The organism is Azospirillum sp. UENF 312511 (assembly GCF_058780635.1).
On sequence record NZ_JBSNCG010000001.1, the window covers coordinates 1,389,042 to 1,409,841 of the forward strand.

At 59.7% G+C, this 20,800-nt stretch carries 16 protein-coding genes and 3 pseudogenes; 12 read left to right on the forward strand and 7 right to left on the reverse strand.

What is annotated here, in order from left to right:
• Positions 1-58 precede the first annotated feature (58 nt).
• From ACWPN7_RS06480 to ACWPN7_RS06490, 3 genes are all read left to right on the forward strand, one after another.
• Positions 59-1,297, forward strand: a complete 1,239-nt coding sequence (locus ACWPN7_RS06480) for a tyrosine-type recombinase/integrase (RefSeq protein WP_492273198.1) — start codon at positions 59-61, stop codon at positions 1,295-1,297.
• Between the two features lie 568 nt (positions 1,298-1,865).
• Positions 1,866-2,372 carry a hypothetical protein gene (locus ACWPN7_RS06485; RefSeq protein ID WP_459197198.1) on the forward strand — a complete coding sequence of 169 codons (507 nt, stop codon included), beginning with the start codon at positions 1,866-1,868 and terminating at the stop codon, positions 2,370-2,372.
• An 11-nt stretch (positions 2,373-2,383) separates the two neighbouring features.
• On the forward strand, positions 2,384-2,866 hold the full coding sequence (locus ACWPN7_RS06490) for a hypothetical protein (RefSeq protein ID WP_349621741.1): 483 nt from the start codon (positions 2,384-2,386) through the stop codon (positions 2,864-2,866).
• On the opposite strand, the gene ACWPN7_RS06495 is transcribed toward ACWPN7_RS06490, so the two are convergent.
• From ACWPN7_RS06495 to ACWPN7_RS06505, 3 genes are all read right to left on the reverse strand, one after another.
• A complete protein-coding gene (locus tag ACWPN7_RS06495) occupies positions 2,836-4,917 on the reverse strand; it encodes a glycosyltransferase family protein (RefSeq protein WP_459197197.1) in 2,082 nt (693 codons plus the stop codon). The two genes, ACWPN7_RS06490 and ACWPN7_RS06495, sit on opposite strands and share 31 nt — an antisense overlap.
• A 36-nt stretch (positions 4,918-4,953) precedes the next feature.
• Complete coding sequence (locus ACWPN7_RS06500; RefSeq protein ID WP_456531851.1) at positions 4,954-5,961, reverse strand: FkbM family methyltransferase; 1,008 nt, start codon at positions 5,959-5,961, stop codon at positions 4,954-4,956.
• 259 nt (positions 5,962-6,220) lie between these two features.
• Positions 6,221-7,027, reverse strand: a complete 807-nt coding sequence (locus tag ACWPN7_RS06505; RefSeq protein WP_349621744.1) for an FkbM family methyltransferase — start codon at positions 7,025-7,027, stop codon at positions 6,221-6,223.
• A gap of 345 nt (positions 7,028-7,372) precedes the next feature.
• Between ACWPN7_RS06505 and ACWPN7_RS06510 the strand changes: the two genes are divergently transcribed.
• Positions 7,373-9,022: a glycosyltransferase gene (locus ACWPN7_RS06510; protein WP_349621745.1), complete on the forward strand. Its 1,650-nt coding sequence runs from the start codon at positions 7,373-7,375 to the stop codon at positions 9,020-9,022.
• A 28-nt stretch (positions 9,023-9,050) separates the two neighbouring features.
• Here ACWPN7_RS06510 and ACWPN7_RS06515 read toward each other — a convergent pair.
• Positions 9,051-9,472: pseudogene (locus ACWPN7_RS06515) on the reverse strand (integrase core domain-containing protein); the annotation flags it as partial.
• Positions 9,473-9,497: 25 nt separating this feature from the next.
• On the opposite strand from ACWPN7_RS06515, the pseudogene ACWPN7_RS06520 reads away from it, so the two are divergent.
• Positions 9,498-9,671, forward strand: a pseudogene (locus ACWPN7_RS06520) (transposase); the annotation flags it as partial.
• 5 nt (positions 9,672-9,676) lie between these two features.
• Here the strand turns inward: ACWPN7_RS06520 and ACWPN7_RS06525 are convergent.
• Both ACWPN7_RS06525 and ACWPN7_RS06530 read right to left on the reverse strand, forming a co-directional pair.
• Entirely contained in the window at positions 9,677-9,847 is a 171-nt protein-coding gene (locus ACWPN7_RS06525) for a hypothetical protein (RefSeq protein ID WP_490246414.1), read from the reverse strand.
• 130 nt (positions 9,848-9,977) lie between these two features.
• Positions 9,978-10,094, reverse strand: a pseudogene (locus tag ACWPN7_RS06530) (GMP synthase (glutamine-hydrolyzing)); the annotation flags it as partial.
• 276 nt (positions 10,095-10,370) lie between these two features.
• On the opposite strand from ACWPN7_RS06530, the gene hsdR reads away from it, so the two are divergent.
• From hsdR to ACWPN7_RS06565, 7 genes are all read left to right on the forward strand, one after another.
• Positions 10,371-12,749: an EcoAI/FtnUII family type I restriction enzme subunit R gene (hsdR, locus tag ACWPN7_RS06535; RefSeq protein WP_492273199.1), complete on the forward strand. Its 2,379-nt coding sequence runs from the start codon at positions 10,371-10,373 to the stop codon at positions 12,747-12,749.
• Between the two features lie 31 nt (positions 12,750-12,780).
• On the forward strand, positions 12,781-14,343 hold the full coding sequence (locus ACWPN7_RS06540) for a class I SAM-dependent DNA methyltransferase (protein ID WP_492273200.1): 1,563 nt from the start codon (positions 12,781-12,783) through the stop codon (positions 14,341-14,343).
• A 17-nt stretch (positions 14,344-14,360) separates the two neighbouring features.
• On the forward strand, positions 14,361-15,428 hold the full coding sequence (locus tag ACWPN7_RS06545; protein WP_492273201.1) for a restriction endonuclease subunit S: 1,068 nt from the start codon (positions 14,361-14,363) through the stop codon (positions 15,426-15,428).
• A 580-nt stretch (positions 15,429-16,008) separates the two neighbouring features.
• Entirely contained in the window at positions 16,009-16,788 is a 780-nt protein-coding gene (locus tag ACWPN7_RS06550; protein ID WP_492273202.1) for a hypothetical protein, read from the forward strand.
• A gap of 433 nt (positions 16,789-17,221) precedes the next feature.
• On the forward strand, positions 17,222-18,217 hold the full coding sequence (locus ACWPN7_RS06555; RefSeq protein WP_492273203.1) for a hypothetical protein: 996 nt from the start codon (positions 17,222-17,224) through the stop codon (positions 18,215-18,217).
• Positions 18,218-18,396: 179 nt separating this feature from the next.
• Entirely contained in the window at positions 18,397-18,909 is a 513-nt protein-coding gene (locus tag ACWPN7_RS06560; RefSeq protein ID WP_492273204.1) for a hypothetical protein, read from the forward strand.
• Positions 18,910-19,083: 174 nt separating this feature from the next.
• Complete coding sequence (locus ACWPN7_RS06565) at positions 19,084-19,665, forward strand: tyrosine-type recombinase/integrase (protein ID WP_492273205.1); 582 nt, start codon at positions 19,084-19,086, stop codon at positions 19,663-19,665.
• A gap of 335 nt (positions 19,666-20,000) precedes the next feature.
• Here ACWPN7_RS06565 and ACWPN7_RS06570 read toward each other — a convergent pair whose 3' ends face one another.
• Positions 20,001-20,777 carry a hypothetical protein gene (locus ACWPN7_RS06570; protein ID WP_492273206.1) on the reverse strand — a complete coding sequence of 259 codons (777 nt, stop codon included), beginning with the start codon at positions 20,775-20,777 and terminating at the stop codon, positions 20,001-20,003.
• Between the last annotated feature and the right edge of the window lie 23 nt (positions 20,778-20,800).

Genomic DNA, 20,800 nt, shown 5'->3' on the forward strand with positions numbered 1-20,800 from the left:
GCCATTTCGAAAAAGCGTGGCACTCTGAACCTTCCGCAACCATCACACGGAGTGATCTATGGCATCCGTGACGAAGCGGACTTTGCCCAGCGGGGAAACTCGCTGGCAGGTCCGCTATCGGGATCAGGGCGGACAGCAACGATCCCGACAGTTCCGAACGAAGAAAGAGGCGGAAGCATTCGAGACCCGCACCCGCGGCGAAATGGTGACCGGCACCCACACACCCGACGCCACGTCCATCACCGTGGCGGAAGCTGCCGATCTCTGGCTCCAGACCTGCGAAGGAGAATCGCTCCAGGCATCGACATTGAAGGGCTATAGAGAGTTCGTCAAAAACCACATCAAACCGTCTCTCGGCTCGGTGAAGCTCTCCCGACTGAGCCGCCCCCAGGTCGTCGCCTTCAAAACAACAATGGTCGAAAAGCGCTCCCGCGTCACCGCTCGAAAGGTCGTCTCCGCCCTCGGGGCGATCTTGAAGGACGCGATGATGCGGGAACTCCTTGCTCAGAACGTCGCTGCTGGCGTCCGGGTCGAGAGCCGACGCGCCGAGGACTACGATGGGGAGAACGAAACCGATTCCATCGACCGCATCCCGTCTCCGGATGAGATCGGCGACATGCTGCGCGCGGCAGAGCGGATGTGGCCGCTGGTTATGGAAGTGGAGGGCGACGACGGAGAAATGGTGCGCCGGCCTACGCCCTGGTACCCCCTGCTGACCGTGGCGGCGTTCACCGGCTTGCGCATATCGGAGGTTCTTGGGCTGGCCTGGGCCAACATCGACTTTCGGGCTGGCCTAGTGAAAGTCCGGCGTCGGGTCAACTTCAAGCGGGACCTCGGGCCGGTGAAGTCCAAGACGGGCCGCCGAGAGGTGCCGATCCCGCCCATGGCCGTCCGGGTCCTGAAAGAGTGGAAGATGGCATGCCCGCCCACCGAGCTGGATCTGGTGTTCCCGTTCTGGGACAAGAAGCCGATGCACTACAATGTGGCTCGGAAGCAGTGCATGGTGCCGGTTCAAGTCGCCTGCGGCTGGTCAAAGACGCGACCGGCGATCGAGGCGAAGGATGGGAAGAAGCGTCGCATCCCGCTCCCGGAGGTCCGTTACGGGTTTCATGATCTGCGCCATTTCGCGGCCAGCATGTTCATCGACCTGGGCTGGAACGCCAAGCGGGTGCAGGCGGTCATGGGCCATAGCACGATCACCATGACGTTCGACCTCTACGGGCACCTGTTCGACCGGAAGCACGACAACGCCGACGCCATGGCAGCCTTCGAAAGCAGCGTGTTCGGACGGCGATAAGCCATGCGCACATGGTGTGCACACAAAGGCAAATTTGTTAATTGAATCAATAGGGTTTGGCAGATTTTGGTACCGCCATTCCCAGGTTCGAATCCTGGCGCCCCAGCCACCTTAAGCCCTTGATCTTAAAATGAAATTTGTCAGTTCCTCCTATAGATGCGAGTTAACAGCTATAGGTGAGAAGTTGGCAGCTTTGGGTGCGAGCTGCGCTCGCTCGGTAAAGCAAAAGACAAAACGACGACAATAGCTTAGCGCCTTGCGGTCGAGCATCGTCCCAAGTGTCCCTTCGCTGGCCACTTCGGAGACGCGTGCTGGATACTCGCATCTATTGATGTTACCGCGCGCACTCTGCGCCGACCCGACCGGGGCTCGTTCCATCGCGCATTCCGGCTGACCTCCCGCTCCGTGGCAAAAGCCCGCGCCGTCGCATACCGATGAAGGCATCGACGGACGACGGAGACGCCCGGACATGGTGTGGACGACGAACGGTTTGTGGCCTTGGCGCCCGGCGCTGTTGCCGGACGAGACTTTCTCCTCCTGATTTGCCCGGCTCGCCGCCGGCAACGGCTTGTACCCGGACGAGCTTTACCGGCTGGTCAAGCCGGGCGCCCATCCACGGCCCCGCGATCTCGACCGCTACGTGGAGCCGGACCTCCAGACCACCTTGGCCGAGCGTACTGGAGTTGATTCCGAAGCGTTGCGGCAAGCTGCCTTCACCCGCTGGGCTGGCCTCGTCTTCGAGGAGGATGACAATTTCGCGCGAGCACCCCAGGATGCTTTGCCCGATACGTCGGCCCCGGAGCGCCATCAGCAACTTCTCAACATCACTGCGGCCGGCTGGACGAGCCTTGGCGCATACGGACCGGTCTACTCGTTCGTCTACTTTCGAGTGCTGATGCTGGTGTTTCGGCTGCTCGCTACCGGCCGCCACGCCGATCTGCTCCGGTCGGCGTTCACGACGTTGAGCGAGCAGCAGCTAGGCCTGCCATGCCTCTGGCATCTGGTCGCAACGGGCAGGATCACCGCGGACCTCGATTGTCCGCTCACCATGAACACCGTGCTGCAGACGGCGTAAGGGGGGTGCGCATGGCCGCCAAGCTCAGTTACCGCCCGAAGTCGAAGGTGCTCCACCGCGACCGCGTCTGGACCATTGTGCGGGCCGTCACGCCGACCTCGGTGCTGATCGAGGACACCACCACCGGCGAGACCGATGTCGTCAATGTGACCGACCTCCAATCGCCGGAACCGAAGGAGGTCGAGGCAGCACGGCGGTCTTCACCAAGGCCCAAGGATGAGCAAAGCCTTGCCGAAGCCAAAAGACGGATGGAGATTATCAAACCCCTGCTCGACGTGCCCGAAGGCCGTACGGAGGCCGTTGAGGCCGCGGCAAAGTCCGCCGGTATCAGCACGGCCACCCTCTTCCGTTGGATCAAGCTCTACCGTGACGGCGGTCAGCTCTCCTACCTCGCGCCGCTGCGTCGTGGCCGGGCAATGCCGTCCCGACTCGACGCGAAGGTGGAGACGGTCAGCGGTCGATCTCAGGCGAGTTTGCTCTCGGCCGAGCGATGACGGTGAATGTAAGGATAGGCGTTGTAGAGACTGAAGTCGTTCGTGCAGTCGGGAAACACACGGCTCAACCGCTCCACACAGGCGGCAACGTACTGGTTGGCGATGACAACGACACCGGCGGCGATGTCCGATGCCGGCAGGTCTTCCGGCAGGTACACCGGCAACCCCCACGCCTCGCCGCGGCGATGACTGTCGAGGAAGCAGATAACCGAAAGATGCTCCCATTTGGCCAGCTCGAGCTGCAGCAGTCGGCCGCCACGCGAGGCGCCGTAGATGTAGACGTTGCGGTCACGCGGCAGGCTGGCGAAATCGCGGGGTTCCAAGAGCCTGGCCAGGGGTTCGGCCGCCTGCGGATTGAGGTCGGATTGCCCCGTCCAGGGCATGGATGATGGCTGGATCGAACCGGTGCTTGGTGCAGCCGGCTGCGGTTGCAGAAGATCGAAGTGCTCCAGTCTTTTCAACTCTTCGGGGGGGAGTTCAATTCGGCTGCGCGCACGGATGGTCACCTTTCGGCTGGCGATGATGCGGCCCCCGGCTGCCAGCCGTTGCGCCAGCAGCCAAGCCATGCCCGCCCCCAAACCTGGGTCCGCGCGCAACAACGGGTCCAACCGCTCACGCGTCACCAGGATTCCGGCTGGATGCGGGTGCCGATTTTCCTCGGTCAGGCGCCAGGGCCTCTCCGGCTGGGTGAAAGGAGCGTCCCCATGGCTGGAATCGCGAAACAGCGGGTCGGGCTCAAGGACATCGGCGTGAACGGCGCACACATCCGGCCATAGGGCGGCAGCATCATACAGGGCTGCCAGATGCTCGGGAAAAGGGCGCGCTCCATCCGGCAGCCAAGTCACCCACCTTTGGCTGGAAGCGAGCGCTCCGGCCCACAGCGCGCTTCCCTCCAGATGCCCGGCCGGCAGCTCTACGACGCAGAGAACGTTTGCCAAAGCACCGAGCACTGTTCTGGTAAGGGCCGCCGCGCCGTGGCCGGCAACGACGATCTCGGCGGGCAGTGCCGTCTGTGCGGCAAGCGTGTCAAGGCGCTCCCGCGCCTCTGCGACGCCACCCTCGCCGATTGGAAGCACCACAGAAATCGGCAGCCCCCGCCTTGCCGTGTGATAGCCCGCCTCGCTTCGTATCCCGCTCAGGAGATCGGGCAAGGGTGCGAACAGCCGTTCCAGACTGAAGCGTTCCAGGAAGATCGCTTGTGCGGAGCGCGCCATGTCGCGAGCAACGGCGGAATGGGAGCGCGCCCAATCGCCGTGAGCAAGGATCTGCTCGGCCGTGGCCTCCTCGCCCAGCGTCGTATCGACGTAGAGGATCGTATCGCCGAAATGCTCAAGGATAAAGGGGTGCCGGTCGGCGACGGTCAGCGCACCGGCTGCGCACAGTTCGAAGATGCGCATATTCGGGATTCCGGTCTCGAAATGAGCCGGCAGGTGCAGGCATAGCCCCATGCCACAGGCGTGAGCACGTTCGATCACGGAACGACCGTCGAACGGCAAAGAGCCCATGAACGCATGCGCCAAGTGCTTCCAACGTTCCTCTTGGCCGTGCAAGGCCAGCATCCCACGACGCGCCAGGATTTCCAGCAAGGCAGGGAAGCGGTTCCCATCCCAATTGGAGCCGACGTAGAAGAAGCGGCTGCCCGCATCGAGAGTGGGAGTCAGCGCCCAGCCTTGCGAACTGGGATACATGGGTGTCGTGACGATCGGTCGGCCGGTGCCCCAGAGAATGTCGCGCAGCCGGCGTTCGACAGCCGGGCCTGCGGTCAGGAATGCGTCGTGCGACACCTCATTCGGCACTGCGTCGGGGGCGTTTCGAAAGATCGATGGAGGGTTCCAGTGGCAGGCAAGGCTGGGCACAGCCGTCATTTTCGGCACCGCCTGCGGATGCAGGCACACGGCGGCATCCGGTGCGAATGCCTCCAGCTCCTCGACCGTGTTGACGGTTCGGCACTCCCACCCCATTCCATCCAGCGCGATCGCCATGCGCAAGGCCAGATCGCGTTCGGCCCAAGGCGCTGCCGGCTGGAAGGGGTTATGCAAGGCAAGGCGCATGGTTCTCCCCGCGACCGTTCATGAACGGTCGCTTCATCAATAGGAGTTGATCGCGAATTCCGGACGATCGGTCCTCACGAAGAACAGATCGAACTGCCATAGCGCCTTGTCCCGGGGCCGCCACAGGGGTTCCGACAAGTCGATGGAGCGAAAGCCCCGCTCAGCCATCCAGGCACAGATTTCGTGGAACAGCAATGCCTGCGGATGGACATGAAAGACGTAGACTTCGATCACCACAAGACTGGCCTGCGGCAGAAGCGCCTCTGCGCCTTCCAGAATCGGCACCTCGAAACCGTGGGTATCGAGTTTGATGAGAAAGGGCGGCTTCAGCCCAAGTCGCTCGGCTTCCGCTGCCAATGTGACTTGCGGAACCTTCCAGCCCTTGTCGGGTTGGCCATGGAATGCCGCGCCGCCATAGGGCGCGTCAGGGTCATTGTGAAACCAGATCTCGCCCTCGCGGTCTCCAGCTGCGGCAATCGCATGGCTGAAGCCGGGTTGGGCGGCGCAGACCCGTTCCAGGGCGCTGCGCCAATGATCGAACGCCTCGATCAGGTGATAGCGCGCATCGGGCCAGATTGCCTGAGCCGCCAAGGACCACTGCCCGTCCGAAGCGCCGACGTCCAGGACGGAGGCCACCGGCACCCCGCGCTGGGCCAGACGGGACAAGGCACTGGGCGTCCGCAGTTGCCCTTCGTCCAAGAGCCACCGCAAACGGTTGAGTGCGGCATGGGCGTCGGGGTCGATGGCAACGGCGCGGCACATCGCTTGAATAGCGTCGCGCTTGCGACCAAGCCGGTTCAGAACGCGGGCGCGATCAACGTGGGCTGGAGACAGTTCGGGATTGCAATCGAGGGCGCGGTCGAGGAAGCCCAACGCCTCGGCCGGCCGCTCCAGAGCGAGGGCAAGCCGGCCCAGGTCGTAAAGCGCGTCGGCATGTGCTGGAAGCGGCGCGGCGCACCCACTCTCGTACAGCATCAATGCCGCGCCGGGATCACCCGCAGCTGCCTGCGCCACAGCCTCTTCGATCAGCCGAGCGTCGCTCATAGCTTCCCTTTTCTCTTTGGCAAGATGGTCCTAGCCGGGGTTATGCACGAGGATTGGCGGGTGTAGCGTCTTCCGTTGATCGGCCGTAGAATTTGGATGCTGAAGCCAATTCCTGCCGTTTTCGGAGCGCCGATCCACCATGGTTGATCTTACGCTGCCACTTCCTGGTCTGTCACCCCTTGCCGGGAAACCGGTGATCGGGCGCCCGAACGACAGTTCCTTTCTCCGGCATGGTCCTCGATCTTCCACGTCGACCGCCTCATCGCCAAGCGAATACGGTGACAAGGCCAAAGCTGGTGTGCAGTTGGCGGAAGGGAGGACGAGCGGGGCACGGAAGCCAAACGGGCTGATGGAGGTCCGATAGCGCATAGCGGAAGCCGCTTCGCTCGATGACGGTGAGCAGGTTGGCCAAGCTGGCATCCCGCTGACCGAACAGGTGAACTTCGGCGATCAAAGCACGAACGTTTCCGAGAGCACCCTCACAGTCGGCGAGCACGGCAAACTCGCTGCCTTCAATGTCGAGCTTTAGAAGATCGACCTCCTGTCCCTCGATGAAATCGCGCAACCGCATCGTCGAAACAAGCGTTCCCGTGTCACCATCGGGCAGGAGACAGCCTGAGTCATCGCCGGTTGCGGAAAACCGGACCGTCCCTTCGTTCACCCACACGGCTTGGCGATGCACAGTGACCCTGGAGAGGCCGAAGGAGCCGACATTGAAGGCGAGCGCGTCGGCAATGATTGGGTCTGCTTCGAAGGCGTGGACCTGCGCCGTGGGAAAGCAATTCGCGAAGAACAGCGTGGCGAGGCCGATATGGGCTCCGCAGTCGAGAATCACAGGGGAGCGGGACGGGATGTCCAGGTCGTAAAGGCGGTCGATGAAAATCTGGCGACTCTGCCAATAGACGCTGTGCAGATCGATATAGCGCAGCTCTCGCCCGCCGACGTCGAGGCTGCCGCCGGTGCGGCGGGGATGGCCTGCGATGTCGGGAGCCAACCGATCAACAATCGTCTGGAATGAGCGACGCAGCGGTTCCAGGTCGGAGGAGGAGGACGGTTGGAACGGCACACGATTCTCCTGAAACTGCAGCGGCGTTCCCCTTGCGGCAACCGCTAGCACCTGATTATCACGCTGTCTCAACACGAGGCAATCGCTCGCCCGCTTTTTGCGTCATTTCTGGAAGATGTCGATGACCCGGAAGAGATTTCGCCGAGTTGCCGTGACCATTGAGGCACGCATGGCATCAGAGCGTCTGCCAGGCAAGCTTCCATACCGCCATCCACGCTGCCCTGAGACAGGCGTACCGAACAGGCGACTTTTTTTGGGGCCTGACGGAATGCTACAACCAAGCCACGCCTGAACCCAGCCTGGGGCAACCGCCAGGGGCCGCGGCGCCAACCAACGTGAAACGTCATGCGTCTGGCCATTCATCTTCCAAACGTGGACTTCCAACCCGAAGACGGCCGTGCAGCGGCGCAACGCTTGGAAAGCGCCGCGCAGGCATTGGGGTGGCCGGTGCGCCTGTGCCAGTTGTCTTGCGAAATTGAAGATTTTGCCCCGGATCTTGTGCTGGCGCTTGATCCGTTCTCTTCCAAGCTCACCGCACATCCGTGGGTCGGCTGGCTGGACCTTCCGCCTCAACATTTCCGATGGGATTGGCCACGGTTGTCGCGGCTGCTGTCCTTCGATGGTTGGATCACCACCTCTGCGGAATGTGCAGAGTTCCTCGACGATATCCTTGCGCCAACCGCCAAGCGTGCTCCAGTAGCGTGTCTCCCGTCCCAGTGCGGCGCTGTTAACGTAATCGCCCTTCTCCCCGATCTGCTCACCCGAGCGCGGGAGGCCGGCGGGTTCATCCGACCAGCGGAGGGGAACGCACCACTGGTTGGGGTCGACTATGTCGTTCGCGTCGGCGGTCGCGATTCCCGGTTTGTCAGACGCTGCTTCTCCTCATTGGCGGCCCAGACCACCGGTGGAATTGGGCTCGTCGTCGTCCGGTACGGAGCGGTTGATGGCTTGGACGAAGCGCTTTCCGACACTGCCGACCATCTGCGGCGTGTGGCGCTGGTGAATGTGCTGGCAGGCGAACCTCGGAGCACCGCCCTGTGGGCAGGGATCGACGCGGTGGAAGCGCCTTTCTTCGGCATGCTCGACGATGACGACGCGCTGCATCCCAACCACGTCGCGACCCTTCTGCCGATCCTCCGCGACCGCGGCGCCTCGCTCGCCTATTCGGGCGCGATCCGTGTGCTCGAGTCACCGGAATCCCTTGGCCGCAGCAAAACCTCCGATGTCGAGAACCGAACCCTGTTCGGTCTGGAGCCGCCACGCCTTGATCGGCTGGCCACGTGGCGGTTGCAGATTCATTCCAGTGCCTTCATCGCACGCACGGAACTGCGCCCGGCGATCGGTCCCGATCCCCGCCTGCACTTTGCTGAAGACACGTTCCTGATCCGCCGACTGGCGCGAACGGGTGCTATCGTGCCCTCTTGGCGGCTGACGACGGACTTCTTCTGGCGTGAGACCCGTGACGACAATACGGCCTTCGATCCATCCCACCGCGAGAGAGCCCTGCTCCGCATAGCCGATCGCGAGCGTCTCGACCCAGTCATGGCCCGAATGCGTGGCTCCAGCGATCCAGCATCGACAGACGACCACCAGGAGCCCGTGACCTTTTGGGGTGATCTGTCAAACGGCGGCGCTTCTCGCTGGCCAGTCATCTTAACCCCTGCCGACATCCAGGCACTGCCAGGTGGAGTGCCGCTCTTCGTTTGCGGAACGGGAACAGGCGCTCGGATTGTTCGCGGCGAGATCGAAAAATTCGATCACTTATCCATCACTGCATTTCTTGACTCATTCCGGACCGGAAACTTCGGCAGCTACCCAGTCATAGCACCGGCGGACGTCCCGCAGGCCGACCGATCCCGCGCGGTTCTGGTGATCGCCAGCCAACATGTCCATGAGATCGCGGCACGGCTCGTTCCTTTGGGCTTCTGCGACATCCGCAATGCCAGCCCTTACATCCGCGGCTACATGGACCTCTGTCGTCAACCGGAGCCGTAGAGACGATCAGCCGTTGATTGGGAGTATCTTATTTACTCCCGCCGATCTGAGCGAAAACATATAGGCCGGTACTAATTAGGAGAATGCCGGCCAATCTGATGGGATCCGGTGTGCCCTGGCAGGCCTCCTCCGGGGCCCTGTCGCCGAGCGCGGAGTGCGGACGGTCCATGTCGTAGTAATCGATCCAGCGGCCGATCCCGGCCCTCGCCTCGCTGCCGGTTTCGAAGGTGTGGAGGTAGACGCACTCGTGCTTCATCGATCGCCACAGCCGTTCGATAAAGACGTTGTCCATCCGCCGGCCGCGCCCATCCATCGACACCTGGATGCCGGTTGCGGTCAAGAGGCTGGTGAACTGGCTACCCTGATCGGTGTGGAAGAGTCCGGTCGTCCGTGCCGCCCCATCGCCTTCTCGACGGCCTCGATGCAGAACTCGACGTCCATAATGTTCGACACCGTCGCCGTGATGCGGCGTCTGGGCGAGCAAAAGGGCTTCCACGTGCTGCCGCGCCGCCGGGTGGTGGAAAGGACTTTCGGCTGGCTGATGCGTTGGCGCCGGCTCGTCCGTGACTGTGAGGCCCGGATCGACGTCTCCGAAGGCATGATCTGCGTCGCCATGAGCTCCAACATGCTCCGCCGCCTCACAACTTGACCGCGTCAGAACCCTTTCTCAAACAGGCTCTCAGTGGCGCGAAGTTCCACACGCCACTTGTGCTCCAACTCCTCGGCCTTGCGCTTGGAAGTGGTCTCGCTGGAGCGCCGATAGCGCTCCCCCTTGTGCTGAAACTCAATTGTGCTGAAACTCAATCCACCAGAACTCGGTCCCATCCCGCTTATAGACGGTCATGCAGGCTTCTCCGCTGTGAGCGAGTCCTCACAGAACTCCCCACAGCGGGTTTGCCCTAGCCTTACCTAAGCAGCAACAGCACCGAGTTACCGCAGACCTAAGCCCTTGACATCACTCCCACTCGATGGTGCCAGGCGGCTTCGAGGTGATGTCGTAGACCACGCGGTTGACGCCGCGGACCTCGTTCACGATGCGGTTCGACACGCGAAACGCGAGGATTTCTGCAGGATTTCCGCACAGTCATATGGCACATTCCCCGCCGTTTTTCCACCCGAGTCCCCACAAAATCCCCCACAGTCCGCGCGCGTGTTCTGCGTATCTGGAAAGCTTCTATGTCGACCAGAAGAGCTTGATTTTTATGGAGTTTAAGCCGTCGCAAGCCGCTCGCCTTTCATGAGTGCGTCCGCCTGCTAGAGCCTGAAATTATTGCCATGCCCTGGCTCGTGCACTACAAGGGGTTGAAATCAATTATACACAAGCAAGCCGTGCGGCGAGGGGGTTTGAATGGCTCTGGGAGAAGCTGACACCTGCCGGAAGTTCATCGTCCCGCTCTTGCAGAGGGCTGGATGGGATGACGAACCGCACGCCATCAACGAACAGCGAACTTTCACCGATGGACGGGTGATCGTCACCAGCGGGAGGGTCAAGCGCGGCAAACAGAAGCGCGCCGACTACTTGCTGCGGTATCGCCCCGACTTCCCCATCGCCGTCGTCGAGGCCAAGGCCCGTTACCGCTCCGCCGCTGACGGAGTGCAGCAGGCCAAGGACTACGCCGAAATCCTGGGCCTGAAATTCGCCTACGCCTCCAACGGCGCTGAGATCATTGAGATCGACTACACCACGGGAAGCGAGAAGGTTGTTTCTGCGTTCCCGACACCCGACCAACTATGGACACGGCTGCGGGCCGCTGAGGGGCTGAACGACGATAAGGTAGCCGAGCGACTGCTGACCAGTTGCTTCTCCGACCATAAGAGGCCGCTGCGCTACTATCAGGAGGTCGCGGTCAATCGAGCCGTTCAGGCCATCGTTCAGGGGCGGCGGCGCAGCCTCCTGACCTTATGCACCGGTTCGGGCAAGACAGCCGTCGCGTTCCAGATTTGCTGGAAGCTGTGGTCGAGTCGCTGGAACAAGACCGGTGAGCATCGGACCCCGAAAATCCTGTTCCTCGCGGATCGCAACGTGCTGGTGGATGATCCCCACGCAAAGGACTTCGCGCCCTTCGGCGATGCGCGTTACAAGATCGGCGGAGCGCCCCCCAGTCTGGGTCGCGACATGTACTTCGCCATCTATCAGGCGATCGCCGAGGATGAACGTCGCGAAGGGTTGTTTCGGGCGTTCCCCAGGGACTTCTTCGACCTGATCGTCGTGGACGAGTGCCACCGAGGCAGTGCCAGCGATACCAGCACTTGGCGAGACATCCTGGAGTATTTTGAACCTGCCTATCAGCTTGGCATGACGGCGACGCCGCGTCGTGAGGAAAACGTAGATACCTACGCGTATTTCGGCGACCCGCTGTACGTCTACAGCCTCGCCCAGGGCATCGCTGACGGTTTCCTCGCCCCCTACCGCGTCCACCGCGTGATCACCGATGCGGACGCTGCGGGTTGGCGCCCAACCAAGGGGGAACTGGACCGCTATGGACGGGAGATTCCTGACGACGAGTACGAGACCAAGGACTTCGAGCGCATCGTCGCCCTGCGCGCCCGCACTGAGGCCATTGCCCGCCATCTCACCACATTCCTGAAGGCGACCGACCGTTTTGCCAAGACCATCGTCTTTTGCGTGGATCAGGAACACGCCAGCGAGATGCGCCGCTCTCTGATCGCGGAGAACGCCGACCTCGTGAAGGATCATCCCGATTATGTCTGCCGGGTGACCGCCGACGAGGGGGAGGTCGGGAAGGGGCATCTATCGCGCTTCCAAGACGTTGAGGCGACCTCGCCGGTCATCCTCACCACCTCCCAGCTTCTGACCACTGGGGTTGATGCGCCTACGTGCAAAAACGTGGTGCTGGCCCGAGTCGTCGGCGCGATGAGCGAATTCAAGCAGATCATCGGGCGCGGCACCCGGCTGCGCCCTGACTACGGTAAGCTGTATTTCAACATTCTCGACTACACCGGCACCGCCACCGAGAAGTTCGCCGATTCCAACTTTGATGGCGATCCCGCCACCACCGGCGAGACCACCATCGACGAAACCGGCGAGATCGTCCACGAGGTGCCCGAGGAGGAGGCGCCGGTTCCTCCTGAAGACGCCGACGAGATCATCGACGGCGGCGACCCTCTGCCTCCCGATGATGACGACGGCATACCCCGCAAATTTTTTGTGGATGGCGGCACCGTCGCGGTGATCCACCACTTGGTTTACGACCTCAACTCGGACGGCAAGAAGCTGACCTGCCGCCAGTTGACCGACTACACCGGCGAGAAGGTCCGCACCCTGTATCCTAATGCAACCGACTTCCGGCACGATTGGCTGGACGCGGACAAGCGCCCGCTGATCGTGGAGGAACTGCTGGAGCGCGGCATCGATGTGGAAAGCCTCGCCGAGACGCTGAACAAGCCCGACGCCGACCCCTTCGACTTGCTCTGCCACCTTGCCTACAGCGCACCTCTCCGGTCGCGCAGGGAGCGTGCGGACCGCGTCCGCCACGACGAAGCCGCGTTCTTCTCTCAGTACGCTCCCGAGGCACGCGCCGTTCTCGATGCCCTCTTGGAAAAGTACGCTGAGCATGGCGAGGCGCAGTTTAAGCTACCCGACGCCCTGGAAGTGACCCCGCTCGACAGCTTCGGCAATGTCATCGAGATCGCGGGGCGCTTCGGCGGAGCGGCCAAGTTGAAGGATGCTGTTGCGGAATTGACCCAGCTTCTGTACGCCGCTTGAACCGAACCGTCACTGAGAGAACCGGACACCAATGGCCCGCCAGCCCGGCACGAAGAAGCAGGTCCAAACCACCGCTCAGCGCCTCGACAGCATCATCAAGTCGGCGCGGAAGCACATGCGGAAGGACCGGGGTCTCAACACCGACCTGGAGCGCCTTCCGACGCTGGTCTGGATCATGTTCCTGAAGTTCCTCGACGATAAGGAGCGGATCGAGAAGGAGAAGGCCGACCTGTCCGGCAAGACCTTCAAGCCTGCGATTGCTCAACCGTATCGCTGGCGTGATTGGGCAGCAAAGGCTGAGGGCATCACTGGCCCCGACCTGATCAGCTTCGTCAACGACGAGAAAGCGGTGCTGCCGGGCAGCGAGGAGGAAGGCCCTGGCCTGTTCGCCTATTTGCGCTCGCTCAGGAATGGCGGTTCCGGCAAAGACCGCCGTGACGTCATCGCCAACGCCTTCCGTACCATCACAAACCGGGCGGAGAGCGGCTATGTGCTGCGCGACGTCATCAACCTGATCAACGGCATCCACTTCACCAGTTCCGAGGAAATGCAGGTTCTCGGACGATTGTACGAGACCCTTCTCCGGGAAATCCGTGACGCAGCGGGACAGTCGGGAGAGTTCTACACTCCACGTCCCGTGGTCCGCTTCATGGTCCAGGTGACCAACCCCCGTCTCGGGGAAACCGTGCTGGACCCGGCCTGTGGCACCGGCGGCTTTCTGACCGAGGCGTTCGAGCACCTGTCCGCCCAGTGCCGCACGGTCGCACATCGCCAGACGCTCCAAACCGCCAGCATTTTCGGCTGCGAAGTGAAGTCGCTCCCCTACATGTTGGCGGAGATGAACCTACTCCTGCACGGGCTGGAGGCCCCGCAGATTGACCCCGAAAACGCCCTTCGCCATCGCCTGTCCAATATTGGAGAGGCCGACCGGGTGAACGTCATTCTCACCAACCCGCCGTTTGGTGGAGAGGAGGAGAAGGGCATCCTCAACAACTTCCCGGAGGACAAACGCGCGCAGGAAACGACCCTGTTGTTCCTGCAAATGATTATGCGTCGGCTGAAGAAGGGTGGAAAGGGACGTGCCGCTGTGGTGGTGCCCAATGGCACCCTGTTCGGCGATGGCGTAGCCGCCCGCGTCAAGGCTGACCTGATTGAGAACTATAACCTGCACACCATAGTCCGGCTGCCCGAAGGTGTGTTCGCTCCCTACACCGACATTCCCGCCAACCTGATCTTCTTCGATACCAGCGGACCGACCACGGATGTCTGGTACTACGAGCATCCGTTGCCCCAGGACCGGCGGAAATACACCAAGACCAACGCGTTGGTCTTCGAGGAGTTCGAGCCGTGCCTGTCCTGGTGGCAGAATCGCGAGGAGAATGAACGGGCCTGGAAGGTGTATGGCCCTGGCCTAATCCAGCGCGATACCGATGGGAAGGTGATCGCCTGCAACCTTGATTTCAAGAACCCCAATGCCACCGAGGCCCTGGATCATCGCCCGCCCGCCGAACTGGTTGACAGTCTGATCGCCCACGAACGCCGCATCCTCAACATTCTGGCTGATATCAAGGCCACTCTGGCGGAGCCGGTGTGATGGCGAAGCGATGGCCCATGGCCGCCCTCGGGGAAGTAGCTCCTATCCAACGTCGTCCTGTTGAAATCTCCCCTGATGGAAGCTACCCCCAATTGGCAGTCCGTTCATTCGGACGTGGCACATTTCGAAAGCCACCACTCGACGGTGAAGCGATCACATGGCAGAACCTGTTCCAGGTTCGTGCTGGAGACCTGCTCTTCAGCAACATCAAGGCTTGGGAGGGAGCAGTAGCCGTCGTTGCCAACGACGATGATCGGCTTTTTTGCTCCCACCGCTACATCACGTGCGTCGCCAATCCAAACCAAGTCCTTCCGTCGTTCCTCGGGTACTATTTCCGCACACCACAAGCGGTGCGGAAGCTAAGCGCAGCCTCGCCGGGAAGTGCTGACAGAAACCGCACGTTGAGCTTGGCTGCGTTGAAGAGGATGGCAGTTCCTGTCCCCGATTTGTCGGAACAGCGCCGTATCGTCGCACGGCTGGATCAGGTCGAGCGGCTGGCAAAGGAACGTCAGGCCTCTATTGAGGCAATGGATGCCGAAGCTGAGGCCATGTTGCGTTCCGCCTTCGACCGCATCGTCAACGGCGCTCCTATGCGGCCCATGGCAGAGGTTGCACCGCTTGTCCGTCGCCCAGTCGAGATCGACCCCGACAGCCTTTACACGGAAATTGGTGTGAAGAGCTTCTATAAGGGCATCTTCCATCGGCGCAGCGTCTGCGGAGCGCAGTTTTCGTGGCAGAAGCTTTTTTGGATCGAAAAGGGAGACATTGTCTTCAGCAATCTAATGGCATGGGAGCAGGCCATAGCCGAGGCGTTTGACTGCGATCACGGCTGCGTTGGCAATCACCGTATGTTGACCTGCTCGCCTGTCGCCGGTGTCATCGCATCCGGATTCTTAAGCTTCTTCTTCCGTACTCAGACCGGGTTCGCTGAGATTGTGAAGGCATCACCGGGGACAGCGGCACGCAACAAGAACTCTTGCGCCCACCCTCTTGGCAACCATCCCAGTGCCGACGCCGCCGCTCGAACAGCAGCTATGGTTCGACCGGTTGCAGAGCAAGGTGCGAGACATGCGGGTTGTCCGTGAGCAAGCCGCTCGCGACGCCGCTGCCCTGCTTCCAGCCATGCTGCACGAAATTTTCGGCAATGCGGAGGGAGCATGAACGCCAAGAGCGAGCATCAGCCGGACTTGTTCTCCGACATCTCGGGTCTCGATCTTGTTCGGTAGTTGCTCGCCGATCTGTATAATGATCTGCCCGGTAAGTTGAGCCGCTTCCGCCAACTCACCTTCCTCGGGCATGAGCTTGAGCGGAACGGCACGATGGTGTTTGGCGGCCACTCAGCTTTTATGGCTGGACGGAAGCACGCCTGGCGTTCGTCCATGATAACTTCGTCGCGACCGTCCTCCTGTGTCAGAGCTTGGTTGAACATCTATAGTGGGCCGCGCCGGACGGACAGTTTTGTTCTACAACGGATCACCTCCCTGACTGACCGATCCCCAAGGCTAAAATGGAACAGCAACGCTGCGCCCGCGCACTGGCGGCTCCTTCGGGGCTAGGTGGGTTCGTTCAATTTCGTGTCCCTTCTTTAGTAGAAACTTCGATAGTGGTAAAATGCACCACGTTCTTTAACCAGAACGTCAATCCACACCTTATGCGATGTAATTCATGGAAAACCAGAACGACACTAATGCCCTTCACGATGCTGTGCCAGTTTCGGTGAAGGTCTGGATGATAGTACTTGGTTTATTAGCTCTGGGGACTCTCGCCGTAGCTCATGCGTTTTATTGGCTTTGGCGAAATGATATCGGACTCTGCTCCGACAGAAACCCCTTCGGCGAAGAAAAATGGGGGCAGTACGGAGATTTCATTGGTGGGGTTACCAACCCAATCATTAGCCTCCTGACCTTCGGAGGCTTGTTGTACACGATCTTGGTCCAGCGGCGGGAATTAAGTCTTCAACGACGGGAACTCTCGAACTCTACCCAAGCGTTGAAGGCCACTGAAGAGGAGTTAAGGCAGACAAAAGAGATAGCGGCGACTCAGGCCAAATTTTACAAAAATGAGAGTGCGAAGTCTGATATTGAGAAAGCTATGGAGCAAGTCAAGAAGGAGATCGATAGCGCACTGGCATGGAAGCAAGATGAGAATCGGTACACCGTAAAGGAGGTGCTACGGGATAATGTTTCTCGATATGCCAAGGCTTATGTTGAAGACGAACCGCCAAGCGGGGATTACGATGTAATGATATATGGGATCATTACCGACCTCATGAACCTAAGCTACTTTGTGGGATTGTACACCGATTTAGAAAGGCGCTCTGCACTCGCTACTTTTTATAGAATTAAGTACACTCAAATTGTGGCCGACCTCACCAACACCGGTTACATTGATCCTCAAAAGTTTGTCGGATTAATTTCTGCTAATCCACCATTTTCTAGGCGTTGAGCCGGTCCACAACCTTCGTCGATCTATAAGATTATAGCATGCCAAACAGAGGTAAATCACCTTGATTCTATATTAACATGCGTACGGCTTCTTGGTCCGGCAACTTCACTACAATCTAAAAAGTAACAATGCCACTTGGCAACAGCCACGTGGCAACATAATCGCATAGATTATTATTGGGTACTAAGCTGCAGTTGCTTTAACTCGTGATATTTGTACAATTATAGCGCGCTGTTTTATCGCATATTGGGATGGTTATTACACGCCTTCACATCAAGATGAGTAAAGATCATCGCGATATACTATCGTATGCAAACGTGCCGCGCCAACCTTTGGCTTGAATCAAAGCCCTCATTCGGTGTATATGAGCGCGCCCATTCAACGTCCTAGCGGCCCAACGAGCTTCTCGACGTACTCACGTGCAAGGTTCCTAATGCGACAACACCACGCCACTTTCGCTAACTTCATCTGCCGTTTTGGCGTTGAGAAGGTTTTGCTCGACTATGCTGAAGAGATTGTGCTTCCGGCATTGTCGGACGAGACGTTGGTGCGTCGATATGGTGAGCATACCAGCTACTTCATCAAAGATTACAAACTTTTGGAGCTTGGCGAGGCTGACGCCCCTGTGTTAGTCGCCTCTGGACGCTTCATAAAGAACACGGTGCTTAAGAGGGATCAGATATATGATCAGGAGCTAGGCCTCGTGAAGGACAAACAGACACTTGCGTCTGCTCCATCGGCATTCTTTGTCCTCATATTAAACAACCATCGCCTTGTTTACTTCCCAGAAACACCTTTCGCACCGGACATCGGAACATTCGAAGCTACGATGAAGAATTTCATCGGCAAGAAATATCGCGATCACTTTGAGAGCGTTTATGCGACCAGGAAAGAGGGCGACCCAAAACTAACCAAGGTATCACTCCGTAAAGAGATCGCACCTCCTACGATCAATGTCATCCCGCTTACCAACGAGGCGAGCGTTGAAGATTTCCTTCGACGATTCTCAAAGCTCAAGAAAATTGAATTTCAGCTTGTTACGCCTAACAAGGAAATCGATGGTCACGCCATTTGGGGGCAGTTGAGGGAATACAACGGAGAGCTTGAACCCGATCGAACCACCGTTCGAACAGAACGCGACGAAGGCTTCGATCTTGACAAGGCGAGGGCTCATATTAGCGATGCGGCTGCGTCAGGTAACCAGCGGGTACGTCTCGCGGGCCTTGATCAAAACAACAACAGGCTCAATGGAGATAACGAGAGCTTTCGAATTTCCACCCACATCATAGATGTGCCCGTTACACATGTAGGGCTTGCAAAAAGACTCTATGATGCATTTGTTAATCTCCTTGCGGCTGGTACAGTCGTTGTCGATCAACCCGCTGAAGACGTGACGCCGAAACTAGAACGAATCAGGACACAACTTTGAGTAATAACCAACCCGATTGGCGTGATGACCTATTCTCTGAGAGAAGCTACGGCGCACTCATTGTGAGGGCCTGGAGAGCCACCAGCAACCGGCGCGAGAATGCGCTAGTTTTGCTGGTACTCGTCTTGGTATCGATTGGCGGATTTCTATTCGACTCTCTTTTTCTTGGAAGACGAGGTATGGGAGATGCGACCGTAACTCTGGTACGGTCTCTATCATCGCTTGGCCTATCATTTGCGTCTGCAATGCTTGCCTTTCTCATCGCAGGTTTCACAATCTTTGCCACAGTGACGAAAGCGTCGCTATTTAAAAGGCTTGCGTCAATTAACCATCCAGATCACGGAATAAACCATCTTAAACACATATTCTATACATTCATGATGACTTTTTGGAATTTCATTGCATTTGTTGGACTATGCTATCTATTCTCATTTGTTTTTGCGCAGAATGCTCCGGCTACATATGTGGTAGGCTACCTTCTTTCTGACATTCCATTGTTGCGCGGCTTTTTGATCTATGTGGCCCTCGGGGCCGTAAGTGCTTACATGCTAATCTTGGTGTTTGAGACTAAGGCGTTTGTATGGAACATTTACCAAGCTATTCTTCTATCTATCGCGCATGAAACGGCAGAAGAGGAGCGTCGAGAAAAGATTTTAAATGATCGCCTCAAAAACCGTGATCCGACAGACTAACAACATTGCGTTCAACGCTCCATGGCCTTCTGAGATCAGGTGGACCATTCTCAATATAATCCCGAAAACATTGTGAGCCGAGGATTTCCAACGCCTCGGCTCGCTTCGCCTTGTTGCCAAGTCGAAAACTCACACTACTTATCCGCCCCAGGCTCAACTTTGCTTTGAGGCAACATGGCTGGTAAGCAGGCAAAGGTGCTCACCCAGGTCCAGACCCGGACCGTCCTCACCCACCTCGCCGCCAGCCGGAATCCCCAGCGCGACATCGCCATGTTCCTGCTCTCGACCAAGGCCGGGCTGCGCGCCAAGGAGGTGGCGTCCGTCACCTGGGCGATGGTGATGGACTCGGAGGGGCGAGTCGGCGACGCGATCCACCTGGAGGATCGCGCCGCCAAGATGAAGTCGGGCCGCTTCATCCCGATGAACCGCGACCTGCGCGACGCCCTGGTCGATCTCCACCAGAACCGGCAGCCCCGCCCAGAGGACTCGATCATCTACTCCGAGCGCGGGCGCGCCCTCACCCCGGCGTCAGTGGTGCGCTTCTTCTTCGACCTCTACCGCAAGCTCGGCTTCACCGGCTGCTCCTCCCACTCCGGGCGGCGCACCTTCATCACCCACGCCGCGCGCAAGGCGTCGATGGTCGGCGGCTCGCTGCGCGACGTCATGGAGCTTGCCGGGCACCGCTCCCTCCAGACCACCAGCCGCTACATCGAGTCCGATACCGAGGCCAAGCGCAAGCTCGTCCAGATGGTCTGAGCGCCGTTAGCCCCTCGACATCCAGCCATGGTCGCGCCTGGCAGCGCCTGTCATCCTCGATCACGTGAGGTGGTGGGCGTCGGCGGCATGGGGTGTGGACAGGGAGGGGAAGGACCCCCATGATTCCAACATACTTCTCTATATTATTAGGAATGCGGACAAACCGGGGGTGCCTATCCAGCCTCCCAATTCGACGGCACTGGGGCGCTCCGATTTCTCCCCCTCGCCGCATCCCGCCGGGACTCCGCCGCCATCCCGCTGAAACTGATGCCGAGACCGCGAGGAGCGGGAGGAGACGCCAAACACCGGGCAACTCCTCCGCTCATCCCGCCGCGTCACAGCTTGACCGCCGCGCGCTGCCACAACTCGTACCGTCCGCCCTCCCACAGCTTCGTCCCGCCAAGATCAGTGAACAGACGGGGGTGCATCACCACCCAGTGACCCGAGGTCGTCAGGTTGGAACGCCTGAATCCCATGTTCCGGCCTATGTCTTGGAACAGCACGTCCCGGTAATACGTCCTAACAATGTCGGACAGCGAGAACTCTTTGGAGAGAAGACAAAGCTCGGCGTACTGCGCGCCCCCTATGTACGTCAGGATGCTCACGATCATCCGTTCTGCAAGATCATTACGCCCACGCGCGGTCCTGTGCGGGCAGATGTTCGCGCTGTTCCCAAGGTTATCCGATATGATGAACACGTCGCTGCGCATCTCACGAAGCTGCACGACGAGGCTGCTGAGCTTCGGTTTTCCCTCCTGGTCCTTCGCCGCGCGCCGATCAAGCACAAGCGGCACGTACTCGCGAAGGAAAGCCCCAGTCTGGTCGAACGAGTACGCCTTGAACCGTTGCCGTGGTGGCACCCGTAGCTCACCACCTGATTGCATAGCCTTCGCGCACTCCTCCACGTGCTGCGTCACTCGGTGCTGGTGATCCCTGTTGCCGATGCTGGTGAAGAGGTCCGTGGGAAGTTGCTCTGTTGTCAAGAACACCACCCGCGCACCGAGGCTGTCCCACCACCGCTGGGGCCGGATGTAATAGGCGCGACCATGCTGCCCTGTGTAGAGGCCCTGATCGGTGTTGTCGCGCCCGAAGGGTGCGATGGCTGTGTCCACCTCGCGGCGGTCACCTTTCCTGT